Consider the following 22,643-nt stretch of genomic DNA (forward strand, 5'->3'; position numbering starts at 1 on the left):
CTCAACGAGCGGACGATGGGTGTTAGTTCTTTGTCACTCGAACTTATTTTAACAATTCCAAAATCAAAAATATCAGTTACCGGGTGTTAGATGGTTCTTTCCAGCAATTTTATCGTTCCGAGAATTACATTCTGCGATCAGACTATACTCACGATAACAAACACGCCCCCGGCAAAAGCATCGGGTGGAATGTTTCGAGACAATCTTTCGCGAAGATCCATGCTCGCGCTTGCGGCCGGCAGCGCGGTGACAGGTGCTGGCATGACGACGATATCTGCGGACGACGAAGTGGACGAAGAGACGTCCGTTTCGCGGGATTCATACGCTATCCTCGAGGGAACCGACCACGAAACCACAGTGTACACGACGGAAGCTCAGGCGGATGGACCGACCGTTCTCGTCATCGGCGGGATTCACGGAAACGAGGTCGCCGGATACGTAACCGCGAACGAAATCGCCGAGTGGACCATCGACGCCGGAACGCTCGTCACGATTCCCGAAGCGAACGCGACAGCAGTCGATGAACAGGCTCGAGCTGGTGACGACGGCGTTGATCTGAATCGCCAATTCCCCGAGAGTACCGATCCCCAGACAGAACTTGCACGAGGGGTCTGGGATGTTGTGCTCGAGTACGAACCGGATACTGTTATCGATCTTCACGAATCGGCGGGTATCTACGCAGGGGATCCCGTCGATGGCGTTGGGCAGGCGATTTTCCGGTCAGATTCGGCTGACGCCACGACGACCGCACAGAACGCGGTCGACTACATCAACGACGACCACGTCGACGACTCGGATCCACCGTTCGAGATCGGCGACTTCACCGGCCCAGCGGCCGAACCGAGCGGACTCCTCGTTCACAAAGCAACTCGCGATCTCGATGCTGACGCGTTCTTGGTCGAGACGCTCTCGACCGACCACGACCTCGAAACGCGCGTCGAGTGGCACTCCGTGATCGTCGAGCACATGATCGAAGACGACCTCTTCCTGGAGGAGGAACCAGACAATGGTCACGGACCCGGAGACGATGTCGACGAAGAGCCCGCCGATGGAGAAAACGGGCTAGACGAAGACGACCAGACCGGCGACGAGCCCTCGGACTCCCTGAGTGCAGAAATCGAAACCGATCCGTCGGGAGCTCAAGACCGCTCTCTCGAGCCCGGCCAAACTATCACGCTCGATGGGACCTGCACCGAGACGCCGAACGACGCCATCGAATCCTACGAATGGAACGTCTACAGCGACGATCAGTACGAGAAAACTGGTGAAACGATCGACGTAACGCTCGCAAAGGACGGCGAATACTCGGTCGGTCTACGCGTTGTCGACGACACTGGCGCGACCGGAAAAACGAAGATCTCCCTCTCGACGGAGTGAACGACGGCTCCGTTGTGCCCTTTTTTCGAGTCAGCAGATTAGTTGTCGAAGTGGACCGATGTCCGCATTTCCCACAGCTCGTCGAACGTGATGACCTCGACATCGGCATCGTCGATGTACTCGAGGAGCTCTTCGTAGTCGTCTTCGTCCATCGTGTTGTCCTCCGAAAACGTGTGGAAGTTCAGAATAGAGCACTGGTTGTGTTCCTCGACGAGGTCGATACAGCGCGTCGCGATATCGAGATCGTGACCGATCGTTCGGGGTAACACGAGCGGATCGAAGCCGTACACCCCCGTCGTATTGACGTTACCTGCCTGATTGAAGCCGCCGCAATAGTGATAGTCCGTTATGTACTCGAGACTCGTCTGATCGAAGCTGTTGTGGGGGTAGACGATGTAATTCGCACCCTCGAAGCCGTGCTCGATGTACCAGTTTTTGTCTCCGGCGAGTCGAGTATCGAGGTCGTCCTCTTCTTCGATCGCGGCAAGCGGGTTGTGAGTCCCGTGGACGACGATCTGATCGCCTTCCTCTTGGCGCTCTTGGAGTTGTGAGACCGACATGATGCCGTCTCGCCCCTCTTCGGTCCACCGTGGGACCGGTGCCTGAACCGTTTGGAACCCGTACTCGTCGTGGAGTGGTGCTGCGGTCTCGTAATAGTCACTGAACCCGTCGTCCCAGCACAGGATGACGTACCCCTGATCGGGTGTTTCGTGCTTACGGAAGTCGTCGATCCACAGTTCGGCCTCGTCCATTGAGTGGAGCACGTGAAGTTCAATTCGTTCGAGCTGGCCGAGATCAGGTTCGATCTCGGTTTCCTCGAACACCCCAGGACTCGACCGGAACCAGCCGATATCCGGCGTCCGATACGTGATCTCTCGGAGCGAGTAGATTTTTTCGTCGCCGAAGCGGTCAACGAGGTGCACGTTGACGGTTATGTTGTCGGGCGTAGTCGTCCGAATAGCGAACGAGATATCGTTGTCGGTAAAGTCCTCATCGTCGACGTCACGTTCGACGAGGATGTTATCCTCTCCGTCCGAGGTTAGCTTCAGACTCTGATCGCCGGTAAACGCGTGGTCTTCGTCGGCTTCACCTTCCCCCTCGACGATTTCCCACGGCTCGACATCTTCGAAGTCGTCGTAGGACTCTCCGGGGTCTGCGTACTCTTCTCGACTGTTGTATTCCGTCTCGAGTGGTGGAACGCCCTCCGATAGTGCGGAAGCGGTCTGTTCGTCGGGGGAATCCCCGTTCGAGCCGTTGGATCCGTTGGACCCGTTCGTAACATCGTCGATCCGCTCGCTACATCCTGCAAGGCCTGCGGCAGCGGCAGTTCCCGAGAGGGCAAGGATTCGTCGTCGCGTTGGTCGTCTACGTGACATTGCTGAGTCGAAAGTACCGTCACAGGGCACATTATTATAGGTCCAATAGTGGAACGGACGAAAGAGCGTGTCGTCAGTTCGGGGGGATGACGGGTGGAAATATACGGGGTATGGGTTCAAAATTTGATGATAGGTCGATTTCCGGCCGTTTACGGCCTTAACTGAGTCATAATTAATGCTCGGATCACCGAAGTTTGGACAACGAGGTGCACGCTCTCGGGTGCTCGCTGGACGGGGGTACTAGCCACAGTGGCTAACGAACGCCACTCGCTCGTCCACTGAGGTGGTTATTGACGATGAACAAGGAACTCTTCGGCGTATTTGGCGGTATCGAGATGTTCAAGCGTTTTAGATCGGGCGACGAATTCGACGAAATACTCGAGGGGGAAACGATAACCGCAGGTATCAGGGACTCGGGCCTCGGAGCACCCGGCTGGAGCGCGACCCATACAGACGAAAACGGTATCTGTCTTATCTGGGGAGAAGCGTACGTGCCGGGCGAGGAGTCAAACGCCGCTCGCTGGCTACTCGAGCAGTATTCGATCGAGGGGGACGATGCGCTTTCCGATCTCAACGGATCGTATATCGCGGTTCTCGATACCGAATCCACCGACCATGCGTTCGTCGCCACCGATATCGTTCGATCGCGGTCGTGTTTCTATACCGACGGCTCCGGAGTGCGAGTCTTCGGAACCGACTCCGGCGAAGTCGGTCGCACGCTCGCGTCTCCCGAACTTCACAGGGACGGCGTGCTCGATTTTCTTCATCTCGGCGTGACACTCGGGGAGAAAACCTGGGTTGAAGAGCTGTTTCGGCTACCGCTGGACAGCAAACTCACCTCGAGTTCGATCGACCAGTTAGACCGGTTTGTCTACCAACCGCGGGAGTTCGATTACGTACAGGAACTCGCAGATCGGCTCGAGCGGGCGCTCGAGCGCCGGTCGAAACTTCCAGGAACGAGCGGGCTCCTCCTTTCAGCTGGCTATGATTCGAGAATCCTGCTCTCACAACTTCCGGATATCGAACACTGTTATACAGTGGGCCACCCTGACGGTCAGGAAGTCAACGGTGCAAAACGCCTCGCGAATCAGTACGATGTCACTCACACGTCGTTTCCACCCGACGAACGATACTTGCAGGCCCACGAATCGAAGGTTCGGTACTCACAGGGGGTCAAAGAATCGCTGCATATCCACCACGCCGGATACACCAACCAGATAGGCGTCGACACGATACATCACGGACTCCTCTGTGATACGTTTTTTCGCGGTCACTTTACCGAACAGGCCGGAATCGACGTACTCGGAAAGCGGATCTGTTTCGATCGTCTGAATCCCGATCCCGATCCTGTCGAAGTTCTCCTCGATCGCTTCGGGTATGTCCCTGAAGCAAGCCTCGACCTCGCGGATCGGCTGTCCGTCGATCACGACGTCGAGACGTACGTTCGAAAAACGGTTGGTGAAGCGGTCGACTCGGTTGCTGATCGAGCCGACCAACCGCAGAACGAAATTACTGGTTGTGGCATCGCCAACCAGCCGTCGATTCCGTTTCACAACCATCTGTCGGACCACTTCTTTACGGCGTTTCTTGCCACCGACGCCGAGCTAGTCGAGTGGCATCTACAAACACCGCCGGAGTATCGGACGACGGAGACGTTTCTTCGTGCGTGCGAACGAATCGACGGAGACGTACTTCGACATCGTCCACCGGACAGACCGTACGATACGGCGCTGTTCAACGAAGTCGAGAGCTTTGTCAGGCGAAAAACCCCGTTTCTCTCCTCGTTTGACCCTCCCTGGCCGAACCGCGACGTACTGTTCGACCAGTACGAATTTGATCAGCGGTTCCTCCCCGAGCTCGAGTGTACTCATCCGCTTCCGGCGAGACATAAACTTCGAATCAACGACATCCGGCGCTGGCTCGGTATCTGGTCGGACAGTAACGAAATGCTGTCAGTCTGGTTAACTCACTCGAATACACCCCCTATTTAACAAATCAAAAAGGGAGTTTTCTGTTCAACGGAACGAACGAACAGGCCACTGTTGTCGTTATATCTTCCCAAATTGGCAGTATTAGTAAATAGTGTCATACATGACTTATTAATTATGCTGGGAAGGACTGCAACAGTCTATCTTGTCACCCTTTAGCAAGAAACACGGGTGAAGCGTGGGAATACTTATACACTACGAAGATTTAACGTGAACCATGCGTCTGACGAATGAAAAGGAACTGAAATATTCCGAACAAGGGGACCAGAGCTCCGTAACGACAACGTCTGAATTTATCCCCGCGTCAGATCTTGTTTTGCTTTCGGTACTCGAAGAATTGACGACGCCAGTTACCGTCGATGAAGTCGTCGATCACCTCATACACCCATCGCAAGCCTCGGTCGAAACGTGGGCTGACGTTCACGAACAACTCCACCAGGAGCGACTCCCCGCGCTCGACGACGCTGGGGACATCGACTTCGACCCCGAGCGGGGAACCGTAACAATACTCGAGCCCGATCCCACGGACGATCAACTCGTCTCTCGAGCGTTTGTCGGCGCTATTTCCATTACACTATTGATCGTTTTGTTCGTCATTATCTAATCGACTCCTCAGTAGTGATCTCTGAGCGGTTAGTTGAGGAAACGGCGAGCGGTCAATACGGTAAACAGGAGCAATATAAGTGCGCTAAGCCCAATTCCTGAGAACACCGAGATAATCGGCATTTCGAACACCGCTCCGAGGAGTATTACATAACAGAGGACGGTGGCTCCGATGTAGCCGTCGTCCCAGTTTCGCTGCTCGGCTTCAGTATCAGCTGTCGATTCGGTAACCGGATCAACCTGAAGGTATCGGTCGACTTCATCCGCGAGTGGTTTCCGTTCGACTATTCCGCGGTTCTGTTGGTAATCGATTATTCCCGCCTTATCGAGTTTCGAAAGGTGGGATTGATACAGCGGAATGTATACGCGCTGGCGCTGAGTGGAAGTCAGCTCTTCGACGGTGGTTTCGTGCTCCCAGGCAGCAACCTGTTCTGCGACGTCTCGCATGCGAACTGGGCCTTCAGTTTGGCGCAGGTACTCCAAAACCAACCGCCTGCGTTCATTTTGTAGTAAGTGGAATATTTCGTCTTTAGGGAAGGTATCCTCTGCTGAACTGCGTTCACCTTCATTATCTGCATCCGATTCCCCCTGTTCTTCCGAACTGATATATGTCGATTTCATCGTGGTGATTCTCACTAACCAGAAGGAGATAATAAAGGATTGGAACCGTACATCTTTTGAGAAGGTATTTTCATTCAGTTCATCAATCCGAATTTGTTTTTCATTCATTTTATAGCCTCGTTTAGAGGGCTGTAATGCTATAATTACTGTCCTTCACGATATCGTGGGTAGGAATTATTCCGTGATATCTCAATATGATCTGCACCTACCTTACTGCTGAATTTATGGACATTATTAATTTTGAAACAGTATGGAACCGGCGAAACGCTTATAAGCCAGATTACTGCCAGAATTTGTATAGTTGGCCGGGAAATAGCCTCCCAACTCCCCCTGATTTACCAGCCTTACAGGGGTGATAATAAACCGTGAGACGACCGTCGGTAGGTGTATGAGCGATACCAATTGGTGGTTTCTCGACCTCGCACTCCTCGTTGCAGTTACTGGGGCTATTGCCCTCGGCTTATTCAGCGGTATTTCGGGCGCTATTCGGGTTTTGTTAGCGATGCCGCTCGTTCTCTTATTTCCCGGATATGCCCTCGTCGCCGCTCTCTTTCCCGGTAACGCGAGTGAAGAACAGCGATCGTTCGATCAAGAACAAACCGGGTTTGATAGATCAGTACTGCTAAGCGGCGGTATTGGACCAACAGAACGCTTTATACTGTCGGTCGCATTTAGTGTTGCACTCGTTCCCGGAGTTGCCCTACTTACGACCGTAACCCCATGGGGTGTGACTGCCGAACCAGTACTTTTCGGGGTTTCAGTATTGACGATCTCCCTCGCCCTCGTCGGAATCCTTTCCCGATATCGTCTCTCGCCATCCGATCGATTCGAACCAACTCGCGTAATCGTCCCACCGTTCATCAGGGAGGATCAATCGACTCCGTACAAACGAACAAACACGCGGCCGTATAATATCGCGATCGCGGTCGGTCTTGTCCTGTTGGTTGCCAGTGCTGGGTTCGCTGTTGCTAACCCGGTACAACCGGACGGATTCACCGAATTCTCCGTCGAAACATCGGAACTCGACGGAGAGACGGAAACGATGTACGAGTCGACGTTCTCCGCAGGCGAGTCACAAACGGTGCCAATTTCGATTACGAATCAGGAAAACAGCGACCGGACGTACACTGCCGTTGCACTTATCCAACAGGTCGAATATGGTGAAGACGGCGAGGTAACGGTCGAATCGGAGGAAGAACTCGCCAGCGAAACAGTGAGCGTTTCCGACGGTGAAACACAGGATCATGCCCTGGAAATAACGCCGACGGCAGATGGTGAACAACATCAATTGGTATTATTACTGTACGAAGGTGACCCGCCGTCCGATCTAACAGCCGATACCGCCGATGAAGCGCTCCACCTTCCGATCGAACTCGAGTAATCGCAGGCCGTTCCGTTCTCTCGTATCGCCCCTATCTAATACTATCAGACAGAACTAGTGAAGATCGGTCGCTCCGTTGGGGCCGTCGCCGGTGGAGACGGCCGCGAATTCGCGACCGACTTCGTATTGACTTCTGTCCGACAGTATAAATCCCGATCCAAGTCCTCGAACGAGACTCAACGAGTCGACTTCTTATCAACGTGTTAGATGAACTGGATAACCATAACACATGGATAATCTGGCTCAGAGCAGTCTTTGGCCATTGTCTCACTCATACGTGGGAACGATAGCGGCCGAGTTTTCCGCTGGAAGCAGTCCGCGTCCGACTCGAGAGGGTGTGAGCTATCCACCTGTTAAACCCGAGTACTACCGCCTGATTCGATTCATTGTACTGACGTACCGAGCTCTCACCAGACAACCCGTGGGCACGTCGGAAACGACTCCCAACAATCCGGACGACACTCCCTGTCCCAAAACGGTAGAACGGAGTACTACCACAGGATATTCCCAGCCGAATGTGAAACTGATTGAAACCGCTATATCCTCGGAGATGGCTGTGAGCGAGGAGATTCCCAGCCGTATGGAATTCCCGGTTTATACTCACTACGCAGCGTTCGTGTGATGGATCCCCGAGACGAGGCGGACCATTCCCTTCTTGAGTCATCAAATCCGTTCAAGCGCGGGCTAAACGGCTCACTGCGGTAGTGAATAACCTGCACACGATGTCGGTGAGAACCACTTTCGTTTCGGGGATCCGTACCGGAGTTCGCACATCACCATCGAACGCTGTCAGAGCGGCCGCTGAAACTCGTTTCCGGATCGATACGAGGTGGGCGGATGCGCCTCTCGTGAAAACAGATGAAAACGTTACAACGGCAAACGTCCGCCAGCCGTCGGGCTGGTTCGTTACGCTGAATCAGTTTGTACCGTCGTGTTCGAAAACGTCACGCCGCGCTCAGTTAGTTACCGGCGAGGCCGTACAGAACGTCACTTCGCCGTTCGTGTACACGGCACCCTGATCCGGTCGACAGAGTTGCTCCTGTGAGATAGATTTAGTCCGCTGTTCGCCATCAGAGTTTTCGAAGTAAGTGGCGTCGGTCGACTGCGCCGATCGATAGACGGTATAGTTATGATCTGCTGCCCCATCGTCGGGAATCGTCGCATCCGTCGATGACGGATACGCGCCGGTTCGACTTATCACCGTGTGATACGGATGATCCGTGTGGAGCTGTTGTTCCGGGAGAATCTCGTTGCCAGTTGGGGAACCGGTGTGATCACCGATCGCCTCGACCGCAGCGAGTTCCGCCTCGTCGTACGCGAGGCGTTCGTGTTGGTCCGAGAAGACCGGATTTTCCGCGTTGCTTTGGACGGCGACTATCATCGCTCCTGGATAGACGAGCGTGAACACTAACAGAACGCAGATCACGATTTCGGGCGAGAGGTTCCGTTTGAACGAGCGGAGGCCGATGGCACCGAGAACCGCCATCGGGGCGAACAGGAACGCGAACCATCTGGTCGGAATGAAGTTTCGGATGCCGAACATCGGGAGAACGAGGACGAATACGAGCATGATCGCCGCAGCGAACAACAGCGTAAAGACGGATTGTTCGGCGCGACGCCTGTGGACGACGTACAGACAGCCTGCAAACGTTACTCCGAGCAGGAGGAGGAATCCAAGCGCATCCAAATAAGGCACAGCCTGCTCGAGCAGCGTCGGAGCCGCTTGTTCGGCGCCGGCTTCAGCGTCGTCGGACGATCCGCTCGCGATGTTGAGAAGGCCGGCGCTCTCCTCTAACGTGTCGGTGAAGAACAGTAACACCGTCGCCAGGAACGAATTCTCACCGTACGGTGTGAGCGACCAGATGAAGATAGTCAGGCCGAAATTGAAGACGACGAGACCGAACAGGTTGACCGGTTTCTTCGATCGAAAGACGCTCGTGTCGAGTCTGCTCAGTCCCAGCGGTCCGATCACGAAGATAATCTGTGCGACGAACGCCGCCAGCAACAGGACGAGCATGATGAACGTCGAAACCTGGTGGGTGAGGATTATCGCGATACCGAAGAGGATCAGGAGTGAGAAATCGCGAATCGTGTACTCGACTCGCATCACCCTGATCAGCGCGTACAACATCCCGAGGAAGAATACCAGTCCGAGACTCGTCGGAATGAGGTGCAGTCCCCACATGGTTACGTGACTGGCGAACGCGAACAGCGCGGTCGCCAACGTCGCCCATCGGTCCGAAACGAGGAGATTCGCCGTCGCGTAGATGAGGAGTATCGAGAGCGGCATGACGATCCCCATCGAGAGATACAACGCCGTTCGAAGAGAGACGTCGTAAATGAGCGAACTCGCCACAACTAACAGGTGATAGAACGGGGACCCGTAGTGCTTATCGTGGGATATCGCTCCCAGCATCTCGGCGTCGTAGATCGCTTCCACGAACTCCATGTGGGTCCAGATATCGACGCCGATGTACCCCTGTGTCGCGTACAACGCGGTAAACCGGAAGACCAGTGCAAACAGAACGATCTGGGTTAACACGACGCCGCGGTGAAAATCGCGATCATCGGTAAAGAGGATCTGACAGAGAATCACCGTCCCGAGCAGACTCGAGAGGCCGAAGAACAGGACCGTTCGTTCCTCTTGGAAAACGGTCAGAAAGACCAGCGCTGAGAGGCCGACCAGAACGACGGACGGAAGCGCCATCGCAACGCTCGACGGGAGCGCAGGCATCTCGTTTAGATCGTCCTGTTGGTATAACGAGACGAGGTACAGAACGCAGGCGAGACCGAGGATAATCGGCACCGTTTCGAGGTAGATCTGGGAAACGAACAATTGGAGCGGCAACAACGCCAGCGCGATCAACAGTCCGGCGATTGCGGCGACCGTATCGAGTCGAAGGGGTCTGAGCTCGGAGAGCGATTTATACTCCACGCACGACACCCCTCCGAGACGGTGTAGATTCGTCCGTTTGGACTAGGCGTCCGTAAAGGGAGACGAGCATCTCTCCCATCGACTCGAGGCTGAGCCCGTCGATCACTTCGCGTCCGTCGGAGCGACCTCGCTTTCGGGCGATAGTCCTGAGAGCGCCGACCAGCTCGTCGTCGTTGTCGCTGACGAAACAGTTCGAAACGCCGTCGACGGTCTCACGAACGAATCCGACATCGGTCGACACGACCGGAAGGTTACATGCGGATGCCTCTTTGACAACCATCGGGCCACTTTCGCGCTTTGACGTGACCAACAGCGCATCGCTTGCGTTCATATAGTACGGCATCTCGTCGTGGCTGACGCCGCTTATCGCCCGCAACTGGAGATCGGTTTCCGTTCGCTCGGCGAGCTTTTTAGCTCGGGAGAAGTCTTTGACCGATCGCTCCGTATCGTAAGGAAACAGTACGATCGGTTTCTCGGTCTCCCACCCGATGCGGTTTCTCGCTTTTATCTGTGAAATCGGTCTGAACAAGTCCGTATCCACGCCGAACGGGATCAGTTCGTGCGGCGTCTCGAGGCGCTTTCCCATCGCTCGACTCGGGGCGATAACGGCGTTCGATCGCCTGGCACCGTGTCGACTGATCGATCGGAGCCATCCCTGGTCGCTCATCAGATCGGTTCCCCACAGCGTCAACACGACGGGCCGCGTCGGCTGTGCGAGCGCGAACGGAACGGTAAGCCCGTAGTTCGCGTGAACCAGATCGAAGTCCGTCGATCGAACGGCTGAAAGGATTTTCGGGTAGTATCGAACGTAGTCGAGCGGCGTTCGACCCGAACTCCCGTCGTATTCGCCCGGAACGCCGAGGACCGTACACTCGATACCGCGGTCCTCGAGGACCGATACCTGCTGCTCGAAAAACGGTCGCGGAGACGTGACCAACTGTAGTACCTTCATTGTGCTATTCAGGGTGTGTTGCAACTGCGGACCGATCCGGCTCGATCGTGCCCGCTTTCGATTCGATGATATCCACGATGAGTTCCGTTACGTCGATGCGTTCGGAGAGGAGCCGCTCCCGACGCCGCTCCCACGTTTCGACGCTGTCGTCCGCCGACTCGACGATCGAAACGGCCTTTTCGAGGGCTTTCTCGTGGCGATCCGCCTCGTTGAAGCCGAACAATAACTCGTACTCCTCCTCGAGTTCGGTCGTGTATCCGAGCGGTTGGGAATTGACGTAAACTGACGGCGTCCCGAGTACCGCAGCTTCCGCTGCCGTCGTTGCCCCCTCGCCGACAACGATATCCGCGAACGCGAGGAGATCGTGCATCCGTTCGGGAGCCGCCGTGAACTCGTAGGATTTCAGATCGGCCGGTGGGTCGCCTTCCGCGGTGAGCAACACCTCCGCACCAGCGTTCTCGAGCCGGTCGACGACCTCGTGTGGGTCGTCGAATCCCCCCTGTCCAACGTCGTGGGAGGCTTCCCAACTACTCAGTCTGACGACGGCGAAGGTGTCGTCCCGTTCGACTCCGACGCTTTCGAGGACGGTCGGATCGGGGTCGAACCGGTTGGGGTGGAGATACGCCAGTTCGTGATAGCCGGGATAGGTTACCTGTTTGGGACCGATCTCTCCGTTGTAACACGCCGGAGTACAGATCACGTCGGCGAAGGGATAGCCGAGCTTTTGAATGAGGGCCGCGTGCTCGGTGTCGTAGAAAACGATGCTTTGGCACCGAAGGGCCGTCCCGACGTGCGCCGCAGCGACCCCGCCGATCGCGGTGATGACGTCGGGACCGATCCGTTGTGCTCGGCGTAACAATCGAGCCTCGTACGTCGCTTGGACGGTCGCAAGCGATAGCATCGAATCGGAGTCCGCTGCCAGAAGCTCGTACTCGATTCCGTAGGCATCGAGTAGCGCAACTGCGACCCCGCTCTCTCGAGCGAAGACGTGAACGTCGTGTCCCCGGGAATCCAGTTCCGCGATGGCGTTGCGAAAGAAGTGAACGTGGCCCGGATGCTGTATTGTAACGATGATATCCATTAGTGTTCCCCCTCGTCGTCGAATCGTCTCGCTTGTTTCGTATTCCCCATCCCGCATCCGTCAGTCGAGTCGATCAACGGCGTTGCGTTGGTCATCATAACTTCCGATAGACGAATCCTGCATCCGCCGCGTCAGCCTCCTCGAGCGCTCCCATCACATCCACCAAGGCAGGGTCCTCCGCGACATCGGTTGCAACCGCGGAGAGATCAATGTGTTCGAACTCCGCGTGTGGCGTCGCGAGCAAGATTGCATCGAACCCGTCAAACGACAGGGTATCCTGTACGTCGATACCGAACGACTCTCGGACGGCGTCGTTGTCGGCAAACGGATCGTATCCCTCGATATCGATGTCGTACTCCTGGAGGGCCTCGATAACATCGGCGACTTTCGAACTTCGGATGTCACCGACGCCCGGCTTGTACGCCAACCCGAGCACCAGGACCCGACTCGTACTGAGCGCCTTTTCGCAATCGTTGAGCGCTTTGATCGTCAGGTCGGCAACGTGGTTCGGAACAGATTCGTTGACTTTTCGGCTCGTTTCCATTAGTTCCGGAACGAACCCTTCCTGAGTCGATCGATACGTGAAGAAGTACGGATCGACCGGGATACAGTGACCCCCCACCAGCCCCGGTCGGTATCCGTGGAAGTTCCACTTCGTACTCGCGGCATCGAGGACCTCCTGCGTATCGACGTTCATGTGATCGAACGCGATCGAGAGTTCGTTGACGAAGGCGATATTGAGATCTCGCTGCGTGTTTTCGACGACCTTTGACGCCTCGGCGACTTCGATCGAGGGGGCGCGGTGAACGCCCGCGTCCACGATGGACTCGTACAGAGTTGCGACGTCTTCGAGGACCGCATCAGTCTGACCGCTGACAACCTTGATGACGTCTGCAAGACCGTGTTCCGCGTCACCGGGGGTTGCACGTTCGGGTGAGTAGCCGACGAAAAAGTCTTCACCGGCGGTCAGCCCGGATGCGCTTTCCAGGGCCGGAATGAGCACCTCGCGGGTCGAGCCGGGATAAACGGTCGACTCCAAAATAACCGTCGTGCCGGCGTCCATCTTCGAACCGACCGTCGTCGCCGCGCTCTCGACGTAACTCAGGTCCGGCCGATCGTCGTCTCGAACCGGCGTCGGTACTGCGATGATGACGTATTCTGCCTGTGTTAGAGCCGTCGCATCGGTCGTGTAGGAGAGTTCGTCCTGTTGAACTGCCTCGTCCGTCAGATCTCCGGTCGTATCCGTCCCCGCTTGCAACGTTTCGACGGTCGAATCGTCGACGTCGTACCCGATTACGGGATACGAAGATTCTGCAAAACCGACCGCGAGCGGAAGCCCCACGTAGCCGAGGCCAACCACACAGACAGTCGGTTTGTCGACGGACTGTCCGTGCTCGAGCGAAACGGCGTCCTGTCCTGAATTGACTGGCCGATGGCTGCTTTCTTGCTCGTCAGTTCGGTCCTCGGTATCGCTAATTGTTGGGGTCATAGGTAGTATATCGTTCTGGCCCATCACACGCTGGCGTGTGACGGAACCGCGCAGATGGCGATTCCGTGTTCGTGGAACCGGCTTCATACTCGACAAGCAGGTTTGATCGGTTTACTATACCGCAGATAAACAGTTGTGACACCGTCACGTGTGTTCGAACCCATCGGAACAGGCATCAATACCGGAAATACGGCGTAAACAGCGATTTTTATCGGCTCGAGAGTTAGCGGCCTGTTAAACGCAACTGTATAAACCCATAATGAAGGTACTATAGAGCGGCTACATAGTACGATCAGCGCGGCGTCGGAGTAACGCACTCGCCCGCGCTCCGATCACCCAAATGGCGAAACTATGGTGCCCAGTTCACAGTCCGATAACGACGTTTTCCAAGCCGCAGTGACTAGTATTGACTCCGCCGAAACGGTTCCGGATTCGATTTCACAATTCGGCGGATTTCCGGACGTACCGACAGTTCACGTCCCGGAGATAATCGAAATTTCGGCGGGCCCTCCCGTGTTGATCCAGATGATTCGTACGGTTTCAGATCTGGAGGCCGCCCTGATCGTGATTCTCTTTCTCATGATTACGACGCTCGTTGGGATACGGGTCACGGAAGCGATGTCAGACCGTGAACTATCGGTCCCGACACAGGCGTTGGCCGACGACGAAGAGTCTGAATCCGTCCCGCAAAACGACACGACTTCGAGGGAGCAACCGCCCGCCTACGATAGCGTCGTCTCAGCTGAGACCCCACCCGAACTGTTGAGCGATGAAGGACAGGTCGTTCGATTACTCGTCGAAAACCACGGTCGAATTCGCCAACACCAGATCGCAGAAGAAACCGGTTGGTCGAAATCGAAAGTCAGCCGAACGCTCTCGAAGATGCACGATAGTGGAACAATCGAGAAGACGTCGCTCGGACGCGAGAACGTCATCACGCTCGCGAGAGACGAGATCAACGAAAACAATCAGTCGGACTCGGACAACGTCGGTAACCCGGTCGCCTAAATTCGTCGAAACAGTCTCCATGGGTGGTCGGTAGTCTCACCACGTGCCGATTCCGTCTCCTCGCCGCGATACGATCGGCGGTATCGACGCTGCCGATACTGGGCCGTCGGACTATTTGCTTGCACGTTACCGTCCGTCGGTTTACCGGGAACCGATCGCCGTTCGTTGAACGACGTTCGGGGACGATTCGTCTCCGACATGCCGTTCGAAACCTGTTCGTACGAGGTCCAGACAACGTGTTTGACGACCGTTTCTCCACTATCGGTTGAGCCGGCCGAGACTATCTGCTCAACAACAGCCATCGAGGGTCGCTTGTGGATCGCGATTAGCGCTTTGATAACGCCAACGAGAAGCCCTGTATCCTACATATCGACGTGGCGCAACTATTTTCCGAACGATGACCGATTGTCTGACGTTCTCCCTGACTAAAATTGAACAAATCAACCGACACCGTCGGACAATCTCTCTGTTAATTATTATTTTCGTGGAATTTGGACAGAAAGATCTTCTTATACACTCAATAGGTAGTAGCTTATCCCTGCTATAGTAATGCCCCCTAAAAGACTAGACGCTAGTAGATACCTGAGCCGTCCCTCGACGGACGCCATATACGGGTATGAGATAACGATGATACGAAATACCAGAATATCTGAAGCTACTCTTTCGAATCGAGCTTTCAGTACCGCCGTAGCCAACGGGCCCGTTTTCAAAGACCGGACAGTTACGGACGGAACACTGGAATCGACTTGGCGGTCGACGATACGACATGTATCGACCACTGAGGTGTGTCGCTAATGTGTGGGATTATTGCACGGATCGGTCACGGAGATGCAGCAGAAACGCTACTTTCGGGCCTCGAAAACCTCGAGTATCGTGGCTACGACTCTGCGGGTATCGCGGTCCAGAACGGCTCAGGTGTCAAAGTACACAAGTGCTCCGGGGAAGTGTCCGAACTCAAGTCACAGCTCGAAGCCCGTCCGAACGGAAACATGGGAATCGGCCACACACGCTGGAGTACTCACGGACCGCCGACCGACGAGAACGCACACCCCCACACCGATACCGTCGGGGACGTGGCCGTCGTCCACAACGGCGTTATCGACAACTACGACGAACTCAAGTCCGATCTCCGATCGAAGGGCCACGAATTCGAGAGCGACACGGACACGGAAGTGATCCCTCACCTGATCGACGAGTACCGGGACGAAACGGGCGACACCGAAGCGGCCGTTCGAAAGGCCGTCTCGACCCTGAAGGGAAGCTACGCGATCGCCGCGATCGTCGACGGGGAAGAAGCAGTGTACGCCGCTCGAAAGGGCTCGCCGCTCGTCCTCGGTCTCGACGATGACGAATGGTTCCTCGCGAGCGACGTTCCAGCCTTCCTGGATTTCACCGACGAGGTCATCTACCTCGAGGAAGGCGACCTTGTCGTGCTCGAACCGGACTCGTACCAGATCACGGATCTCGAAGGGGAGCCGGTCAGTCGCTCGACCGATACCGTCGAATGGGACCCCGAGGACGCGGGGAAAGGCGAGTTTGATCACTACATGCTCAAAGAGATATTTAATCAGCCGACCTCGCTCTCGAACACGATCGAAGGCCGTGCCGAGGACGGCGAAGTCGCTTTCGAAGACCTGCCTGCGGATTCGTTCGACGAGATCGACGCCGTCCAGTTCGTCGCCTGTGGGACATCCTATCACGCCGCAATGTACGGCGGCCAATTGCTTCGTTCGGCCGGAGTTCGTACCGAAGTTCTTCGCGCGAGTGAGTACGAATCGACGACCGGACCCGTCGACGAGAACACGCTGGTCGTCGCAGTCACGCAGAGCGGTGAAACCGCCGACACCTTAGAAGCCGTCCGCGAAGCAACCAGTCGCGGTGCTCGCTCCCTCGCGGTCACCAATGTCGTCGGCTCGACCGCCGCTCGGACCGCCGACGACGCCGTGTACATTCGGGCCGGCCCGGAAGTCGGCGTCGCGGCGACCAAAACGTTCTCGTCTCAGGCAGTCACGCTCGCGTTGCTCACCCAGCGTCTCGCCGCCGATATTTCCGGCGCCGAGCCGGCAGCAGATAAAGAACGAATGCTCGAGTCGCTTCATGACTTGCCCGAACACGTCGAGCAGCTGCTCGAATCGAGCCGAGCGCAGACTGTCGCAAGAGAGTGGCTGGACAGCAAGTCGTACTTTTTCATCGGCCACGGACTGAGTCACTCGGTCGCACTCGAGGGCGCGTTGAAGTTCAAAGAGATCACCTACGAGCACGCCGAAGGGTTTGCCTCCGGGCAACTCAAGCACGGTCCCCTCGCCTTGGTAACCGACGAAACGCCGATCTTTGCCGTTTACTCGGGCGGCGGAGACGAGAAGACGAAAACGAACGCGATCGAAGCCCGATCTCGAGGCGCACCGATCGTCGCAGTCGGCCCCGACGATCATTCGCTCGTCGACGTGGCCGACACGCACCTGTCAGTTCCGGATACCCATCCCGTCTGGGCAGGTCTGCTCGCGAACGTTCAGCTCCAGCTCGTCTCCTACCACGCGGCGAAACTGCTCGACCGACCGATCGACAAACCTCGAAACCTCGCAAAGAGCGTCACGGTCGAATGACGCACTTTCGGTTCCGCTGAGTGATCGACTTCGAAGTGCCATGTTCTCGAACTGATATCAGCGTTTCTCAGCTACGGCTGTCCTCGAGCAACGTGCTCGACGATTCCCTGAAATTGGGGATTCGGCCTACAAGCACCACAATACGCTTCGAATAGTGGTTTCTGTCGTCTCGAGCCCTTCGAGACGGAGTCACAAGGTTGCGAAGAGCCACGCCGATATCATCGGTCTGCGGATAACTGTTACCGATCACACCCGCTGAACTCACGTCGCGATCAGTCTGCTACAGGTTAGCGTCTACGACAACCAGCGAGACTCGAAAGAAGTCGATTCCGACACGAAGCGTATCGTCGAACAACACGCCCGTTCAGTTCGCACACGTGAATTTACGATGCCGTGCGGATCGACGTCGGCGCGACGCGAGCCTGACCCGACGGTGATTAGCGCCTCTTCCGTCGAAACAGGCACAAAACCTCGCCGTCGGCGGGTGACGCCCGACTGCTTGAGGGAGCTTCGGCCCCTCTCCGTTCACGGCACAGAGAATGTCAAAGAAGACATTACTGACGCTTATTACTTCCGCAGAAATCAGTGGGTGGAACCGTAAATAGGATTGGACGGGGAGAGGAAATCTATCCGATCAGCGAGGAACGGCGATAGTGTGTGGAAAACTGCGGCCAGGCCGATCAACGGCTGGCCAAACGCAAACCACCGTCACGCCGGTTACTCCGGTTCGAGTTCGAGCGTGATCTCTTCGTCGTCGCCGTCTATCTCGACCGCTTGTTCGACTTCTTCGTAACCGTCCGCCTCGGCTGTAACGATATATTCCCCGTTTTCGCGTTCGAATTCGGCTTCGCCGTCGTCATCGACGTCCTGATTTTCGCCACTGAACGCACCGAAGAAGTCGTCGTTGGCAACTTCGACCGTTGCATTGTCGAGCGAATCGCCATCGTCGTCCTCGACGACAGTCGTCAGGGTGTGTGGCCCTGCTTCTTCATCCTCATCGTCGTCCTCCGCCTCGAGTTCGATCGTTATCGATTCGTCGTCACCGTCGATTTCGATTTCTTCGTCCGCTTCCCCGTACTCGTCTGCGGAGGCAGTGATGGTGTACTCTCCGTTCTCGATGCTGAACGCCGCTTCGCCATCGTCGTCGGTCGTCGTCTCCGCGGTAACGCCGGGCCCGCCGTCGACCTCAACAATGGCGTCTTCGATTCCGTCTCCGTCATCGTCTTCGACCGTGGTCGTCAGCGTCTGTTCTTCGTCTTCGCTCTCGTTGGCTTCGTCTTGGCTATCGGATTCGTCCTCGTCATCGGATTCGTCAGCGTCGTCCTCACTATCGTCCTCATCTGATTCGCCATCGCCGTCGTCCTCATCACCCCCGTCGTCCGCTTGTTCGACCTCCGTATCGTCTCCGTCACTCTCGTCGCCGTCAGCTTCATCGTCATCTGCCGGCGGAGAGTCACCAAACCGGTCACTGACCGAATCGATCGCACTGTTGACCGATACGCCGCTGGCAGCGAATACGAGCCCTGTCAGCAACAGGAGGACACCGACGACTGTCAACAGAATTTGAATACTACTCTGGATCGAACGGGTATTTGAACCCTGTTGTCGAGCGTTAGGAGACATAACTCTCGGTGGCGATTACCGACTCAGACGGTTTCCCGTCCGTGAACTCCCGCCCCAATTCATTTCGAACGCAAGGCAACCTGAGAGTGCCGATGGAACCGCCCGTCGCCATCTGTTTTCCAGCCACTGGTCTGAGACTGAGTGTCGAAACTTCGACCGAACCCCCGGTTCGATCGGCGATGGCGTAGATGGATGCATTACGAATATGGTTTCTCCTCTGGGCGGTTCACTATACTGAATATAAGACCGTTCCAAACGGACAACAGAATCTAATCCCGGCGGATATTGCCAATAGAAATATCAACAATGGCCATTTCAGGGCTCTGTTTCCGTCATTTCACGACTTTGCAAGACACCGTTGTGAAGAGAATTAAGTGATGAGCAAACGAGCATGTTAATTCCAATAGTTGCAGCTGTCCGGCAGTGAAGTATCGTCTCCCTCGTTCTGAAACCTCGTTGGGCGTTTAACAGGTTCATATTATCGGTGATAGATGGACTTCGTTCAACTATGAGTGACTATACGCTTGCTTTCAAACCCGCAATTGGTCTGTACGGGCAACACGACCCTAGCGCAGTCCTCTTCGAAGACGAGACACCCGTGTTCGGTGTCGAAGAGGAACGTCTTACTCGACAAAAACACGCCCCCAACACCTTTCCGACGAACGCGATCAATGCCTGTCTGCGTTACCGCCAGCTCGATCTCAGCGACCTTGAGTCAATCCTCCTTCCGTACGATCCCAGTCTTCGATCTCACATCCGATCTCACTACTTCGGCGATGCGATTCGTGCACCGGGAATAACGAGAAAGATTTCCGCGCTCGAAGAAGCCGTCGTCACCGAGTTTCAGAGTCAATTGTTCCCGACCAGAAAGATCGAATCCCGGCTCGAAGAAATCGGCACGCCCGTCCCACCGATCGAACGACTCTCACACCACCGATGTCACGCAGCAAGCGCATTTCACCCATCAGGATTCGACGAGTCACTCGTCCTGACAATCGATGCGAAAGGTGAGTATGACTCAACTGTCGTCTGGCGGGGCGGTCAAGGGGGTCTAGAACGCGTCAAGACCTACGAACATCCGAACAGCCTCGGACTATTCTTTGCGATCATTACGGAGTATCTCGGCTATCGAATGTTCAACGGCGAAGGAAAGGTGATGGGATTGGCTCCCTACGGGAGTGAGAACCCACAGATCGAACACACGTTACGAACCCTGATCGACGTCGAAGAATCATACGACGTCACCGAACTCACGAAGCGATGGGGAACTGGCCACGGCGTGGAACTCCTAGAGGAAGTCTTCGACCGACCGCGAAAAGCGGAGCCGGAATCGTTCAACCAGTGGGAGAAAGACCTCGCCTACACCGCACAGAAACTGCTCGAGGAGATCGTTCTCGAGATCGTACAGACGCACACGAAAACCGTCGGCTCGAACAATCTCGCACTCGCCGGCGGTGTCGCCCTCAACTGCAAACTCAACAAGCGTATTCGGGAAGCAGAAAGCGTCGATAACGTGTTCGTCCAGCCGGTCGCAAACGATGCGGGACTCGCGCTCGGGGCTGGATGGGTTGGCCAATCACCAGCTACCGTCGACCAGCTATCTACGGTGTACCTCGGCCCCCAGTACGACTCCGACGAAATCGAATCACAGCTCCGGACCACCAAGATCGACTACAGCGAACCGGACAACCTCGAGCGGTACGTCGCCGAACGACTCGCCGACGGTGCGCTGGTCGGATGGTTCCAGGGACGAATGGAAATGGGTCCGCGAGCGCTGGGTTCCCGAAGCATTCTCGCAGACCCTCGAACTATCGATTCGCGCGACCAGGTTAATCGGTTCGTCAAGCACCGTGAGGAATGGCGACCCTTTGCACCCTCTTTACTCGAAGAAGCGGCTGAGGAGTATCTCATCGACGGGCAGCCGTCTCCGTTCATGATCGAAGCGTTCGACATTAAGCCCGAGAAAGAAGACGAGTTGGGTGCCGTCGTTCATCCCTCGGATAGTTCGACCCGACCACAGACCGTTCGAGCGGATCAACACGAACGGTATTACAATCTGATCGAAGCATTCGGTGATATCACGGGTGTTCCAGTCCTCCTGAACACGTCGTTCAACGACAACGGCGAACCGATAGTCAACACGCCGATCGAAGCGGTCAAAGATTTCTACGGGATGGGACTCGACCTCCTCGTGCTCGAGGATTACATCGTCGAAAAAACGTCCACGCAATCGCACCAATCACAGCATCTGGCTGAACCAGCCAGATCCCGGTCAGAAAACTACAGTTCGGGGCACGAACAGACGACACCATTACAGAACTGATGACAAGCGTCCCGTAGTGACCTCCGCCTCGCCGTAAGCGGAGAGAGCTTCGCGCTCTCGTCATCAAGCGTAACCGACGTTTCGCGGACAGCGAGGGATCTCCGATCCCTCGAGCAGTCGGCGTAAAGCGCCGGCGACCTCGCGGAACTTCGTTCCGCTCCTCGCAAAATCTCTGATTTTCGAACGACATTGGGTAGCATCCAGTACGGTCACCGGTCACGTGAGCATATCGTGCAGCGATTCACGCCCGGTCGTCAGACTACGTCTGACGGGCAATCAGAAATCTCCGATTTCTGATGACGGCGTGAACGCTGGGATTCTCTTGCCGAAGAAGATGCGAATTACTGATCAGGAGTCGGATGAGAGACGTTGATACCCCCTCGAAACGGATATCTTCGGTCGAAGCGTAGTATCTGCATGAGGATTTCTTCACGGGCCAGTTCGAAACGAACTCCGTCATGGAGGCGGCAGTTGGCAACCGCTATTCTAGTACTTGCCGCGTTCGGGGCACTCTATGCCTTCATTGCGGCAGTTTCATCCGTCTTGACCGCAGGACCCGAAACGTTCGTCGTCGAAAGTTGGCGCCTATTCGGCTTTCTCGTGTTCGCCGGATTGTTCCTCCTACTAGCCTATCGCCCCAATCAGTATCCGGGCGTCTGGGAACTGGTTATTTTTCACAAAGCTGCGATCGCAATATTTCTCGTCGTCGCCGGAAGCGATGCCGTCGACGGGACGGCGACCGCCGTCACCGACGGCGTACTCGCGATCGGGCTCATCGTCGCCTATCTGCTCGTCGAGGGGTATCGAAACTGGGACGTTCCGAAATCTAGCTCCTGAGCGGAGCGTCTGATGCGAACGTGGACCAGAGCCGAAGACGGCACGCTCTGCGAGATCATACCCAGAGTGTCGTGTCCCCATCGTGCCCAATCGAACCCGAAACGGGTGCCTCGAGAGCGAAACCAAGCAGTTGGGTGAGTGCCACTATCCGTCAGGTACTGCCATTCTGTGCACTACCGTCGTTCACAATATTGGTCGCAATAGAAGTGCTCCGACTGGGATTCGAACCCGATGCAAATTCTCGCTTCACTCGGATTTCCGCAATTCGAACTCAGGGTCGCATTTACGACTCACCGTTTGTTCGTCGTAAAATGCTCCGACTGGGATTCGAACCCAGGTCATTGCCGTGAGAGGGCAATATGATTGGCCGGACTACACCATCGGAGCGCGTACATATTCCTACTGCCGACTGTTGTTTAAGCATTCCGTTTCGATACAGGAGTGGC

General features: G+C 55.8%; 15 protein-coding genes and 1 tRNA gene. 8 read left to right on the plus strand and 8 right to left on the minus strand.

What is annotated here, in order from left to right; genetic code table 11:
• The first annotated feature begins 219 nt into the window (after positions 1-219).
• The gene (locus ACZ5C7_RS18255; RefSeq protein WP_464377698.1) at positions 220-1,377 is read left to right on the plus strand and encodes a PKD domain-containing protein; all 1,158 of its coding nucleotides are present in this window, start codon (positions 220-222) and stop codon (positions 1,375-1,377) included.
• 38 nt (positions 1,378-1,415) lie between these two features.
• Here ACZ5C7_RS18255 and ACZ5C7_RS18260 read toward each other — a convergent pair whose 3' ends face one another.
• The gene (locus tag ACZ5C7_RS18260) at positions 1,416-2,753 is read right to left on the minus strand and encodes a polysaccharide deacetylase family protein (RefSeq protein ID WP_464377699.1); all 1,338 of its coding nucleotides are present in this window, start codon (positions 2,751-2,753) and stop codon (positions 1,416-1,418) included.
• A gap of 296 nt (positions 2,754-3,049) precedes the next feature.
• Here ACZ5C7_RS18260 and ACZ5C7_RS18265 point away from each other — a divergent pair, with 296 nt between their 5' ends.
• Both ACZ5C7_RS18265 and ACZ5C7_RS18270 read left to right on the plus strand, forming a co-directional pair.
• Positions 3,050-4,744 carry a hypothetical protein gene (locus ACZ5C7_RS18265; protein ID WP_464377700.1) on the plus strand — a complete coding sequence of 565 codons (1,695 nt, stop codon included), beginning with the start codon at positions 3,050-3,052 and terminating at the stop codon, positions 4,742-4,744.
• 214 nt (positions 4,745-4,958) lie between these two features.
• Positions 4,959-5,345: a DUF7344 domain-containing protein gene (locus ACZ5C7_RS18270; protein ID WP_464377701.1), complete on the plus strand. Its 387-nt coding sequence runs from the start codon at positions 4,959-4,961 to the stop codon at positions 5,343-5,345.
• 29 nt (positions 5,346-5,374) lie between these two features.
• Here the strand turns inward: ACZ5C7_RS18270 and ACZ5C7_RS18275 are convergent, their stop codons facing one another.
• On the minus strand, positions 5,375-5,965 hold the full coding sequence (locus tag ACZ5C7_RS18275; RefSeq protein ID WP_464378473.1) for a DUF7344 domain-containing protein: 591 nt from the start codon (positions 5,963-5,965) through the stop codon (positions 5,375-5,377).
• A 388-nt stretch (positions 5,966-6,353) separates the two neighbouring features.
• Between ACZ5C7_RS18275 and ACZ5C7_RS18280 the strand changes: the two genes are divergently transcribed.
• Positions 6,354-7,346, plus strand: a complete 993-nt coding sequence (locus tag ACZ5C7_RS18280; RefSeq protein ID WP_464377702.1) for a DUF1616 domain-containing protein — start codon at positions 6,354-6,356, stop codon at positions 7,344-7,346.
• Between the two features lie 955 nt (positions 7,347-8,301).
• On the opposite strand, the gene ACZ5C7_RS18285 is transcribed toward ACZ5C7_RS18280, so the two are convergent.
• The 4 genes from ACZ5C7_RS18285 to ACZ5C7_RS18300 all read right to left on the minus strand — a co-directional run bounded on the left by ACZ5C7_RS18285 (position 8,302) and on the right by ACZ5C7_RS18300 (position 13,803).
• Positions 8,302-10,281 (minus strand): hypothetical protein, encoded by a 1,980-nt coding sequence (locus tag ACZ5C7_RS18285; RefSeq protein WP_464377703.1) that lies wholly within the window; start codon positions 10,279-10,281, stop codon positions 8,302-8,304.
• Positions 10,271-11,233, minus strand: a complete 963-nt coding sequence (locus ACZ5C7_RS18290) for a glycosyltransferase (RefSeq protein WP_464377704.1) — start codon at positions 11,231-11,233, stop codon at positions 10,271-10,273. The genes ACZ5C7_RS18285 and ACZ5C7_RS18290 overlap by 11 nt, the downstream gene beginning before the upstream one ends.
• A 4-nt stretch (positions 11,234-11,237) precedes the next feature.
• Positions 11,238-12,314, minus strand: a complete 1,077-nt coding sequence (locus tag ACZ5C7_RS18295) for a DUF354 domain-containing protein (protein ID WP_464377705.1) — start codon at positions 12,312-12,314, stop codon at positions 11,238-11,240.
• A 94-nt stretch (positions 12,315-12,408) separates the two neighbouring features.
• Positions 12,409-13,803, minus strand: coding sequence for a nucleotide sugar dehydrogenase (locus ACZ5C7_RS18300; RefSeq protein WP_464377706.1), 1,395 nt, complete (start codon positions 13,801-13,803; stop codon positions 12,409-12,411).
• Positions 13,804-14,199: 396 nt separating this feature from the next.
• Between ACZ5C7_RS18300 and ACZ5C7_RS18305 the strand changes: the two genes are divergently transcribed.
• Together ACZ5C7_RS18305 and glmS are read left to right on the plus strand one after the other, a co-directional pair.
• Positions 14,200-14,811, plus strand: a complete 612-nt coding sequence (locus tag ACZ5C7_RS18305; protein ID WP_464377707.1) for a helix-turn-helix transcriptional regulator — start codon at positions 14,200-14,202, stop codon at positions 14,809-14,811.
• 794 nt (positions 14,812-15,605) lie between these two features.
• Positions 15,606-17,414: a glutamine--fructose-6-phosphate transaminase (isomerizing) gene (gene glmS, locus ACZ5C7_RS18310; RefSeq protein ID WP_464377708.1), complete on the plus strand. Its 1,809-nt coding sequence runs from the start codon at positions 15,606-15,608 to the stop codon at positions 17,412-17,414.
• Between the two features lie 717 nt (positions 17,415-18,131).
• On the opposite strand, the gene ACZ5C7_RS18315 is transcribed toward glmS, so the two are convergent.
• Positions 18,132-18,971: a carboxypeptidase regulatory-like domain-containing protein gene (locus ACZ5C7_RS18315; RefSeq protein ID WP_464377709.1), complete on the minus strand. Its 840-nt coding sequence runs from the start codon at positions 18,969-18,971 to the stop codon at positions 18,132-18,134.
• 574 nt (positions 18,972-19,545) lie between these two features.
• Here ACZ5C7_RS18315 and ACZ5C7_RS18320 point away from each other — a divergent pair.
• Both ACZ5C7_RS18320 and ACZ5C7_RS18325 read left to right on the plus strand, forming a co-directional pair.
• Positions 19,546-21,360 (plus strand): carbamoyltransferase family protein, encoded by a 1,815-nt coding sequence (locus ACZ5C7_RS18320; protein ID WP_464377710.1) that lies wholly within the window; start codon positions 19,546-19,548, stop codon positions 21,358-21,360.
• 471 nt (positions 21,361-21,831) lie between these two features.
• Positions 21,832-22,197, plus strand: coding sequence for a hypothetical protein (locus ACZ5C7_RS18325; RefSeq protein WP_464377711.1), 366 nt, complete (start codon positions 21,832-21,834; stop codon positions 22,195-22,197).
• Positions 22,198-22,509: 312 nt separating this feature from the next.
• Here the strand turns inward: ACZ5C7_RS18325 and ACZ5C7_RS18330 are convergent.
• Positions 22,510-22,584 (minus strand) — tRNA-Glu (locus ACZ5C7_RS18330).
• Between the last annotated feature and the right edge of the window lie 59 nt (positions 22,585-22,643).

The sequence above is a fragment of the Halostagnicola alkaliphila genome (genome assembly GCF_055379965.1).

Coding starts and splice junctions, on each gene's coding strand:
- ACZ5C7_RS18255 (WP_464377698.1), top strand. CDS start 220: ATGCTCGCGCTTGCGGCCGGCAGCGCGGTGACAGGTGCTGGCATGACG.
- ACZ5C7_RS18260 (WP_464377699.1), bottom strand. CDS start 2,753: ATGTCACGTAGACGACCAACGCGACGACGAATCCTTGCCCTCTCGGGA.
- ACZ5C7_RS18265 (WP_464377700.1), top strand. CDS start 3,050: ATGAACAAGGAACTCTTCGGCGTATTTGGCGGTATCGAGATGTTCAAG.
- ACZ5C7_RS18270 (WP_464377701.1), top strand. CDS start 4,959: ATGCGTCTGACGAATGAAAAGGAACTGAAATATTCCGAACAAGGGGAC.
- ACZ5C7_RS18275 (WP_464378473.1), bottom strand. CDS start 5,965: ATGAAATCGACATATATCAGTTCGGAAGAACAGGGGGAATCGGATGCA.
- ACZ5C7_RS18280 (WP_464377702.1), top strand. CDS start 6,354: ATGAGCGATACCAATTGGTGGTTTCTCGACCTCGCACTCCTCGTTGCA.
- ACZ5C7_RS18290 (WP_464377704.1), bottom strand. CDS start 11,233: ATGAAGGTACTACAGTTGGTCACGTCTCCGCGACCGTTTTTCGAGCAG.
- ACZ5C7_RS18295 (WP_464377705.1), bottom strand. CDS start 12,314: ATGGATATCATCGTTACAATACAGCATCCGGGCCACGTTCACTTCTTT.
- ACZ5C7_RS18300 (WP_464377706.1), bottom strand. CDS start 13,803: ATGACCCCAACAATTAGCGATACCGAGGACCGAACTGACGAGCAAGAA.
- glmS (WP_464377708.1), top strand. CDS start 15,606: ATGTGTGGGATTATTGCACGGATCGGTCACGGAGATGCAGCAGAAACG.
- ACZ5C7_RS18320 (WP_464377710.1), top strand. CDS start 19,546: ATGAGTGACTATACGCTTGCTTTCAAACCCGCAATTGGTCTGTACGGG.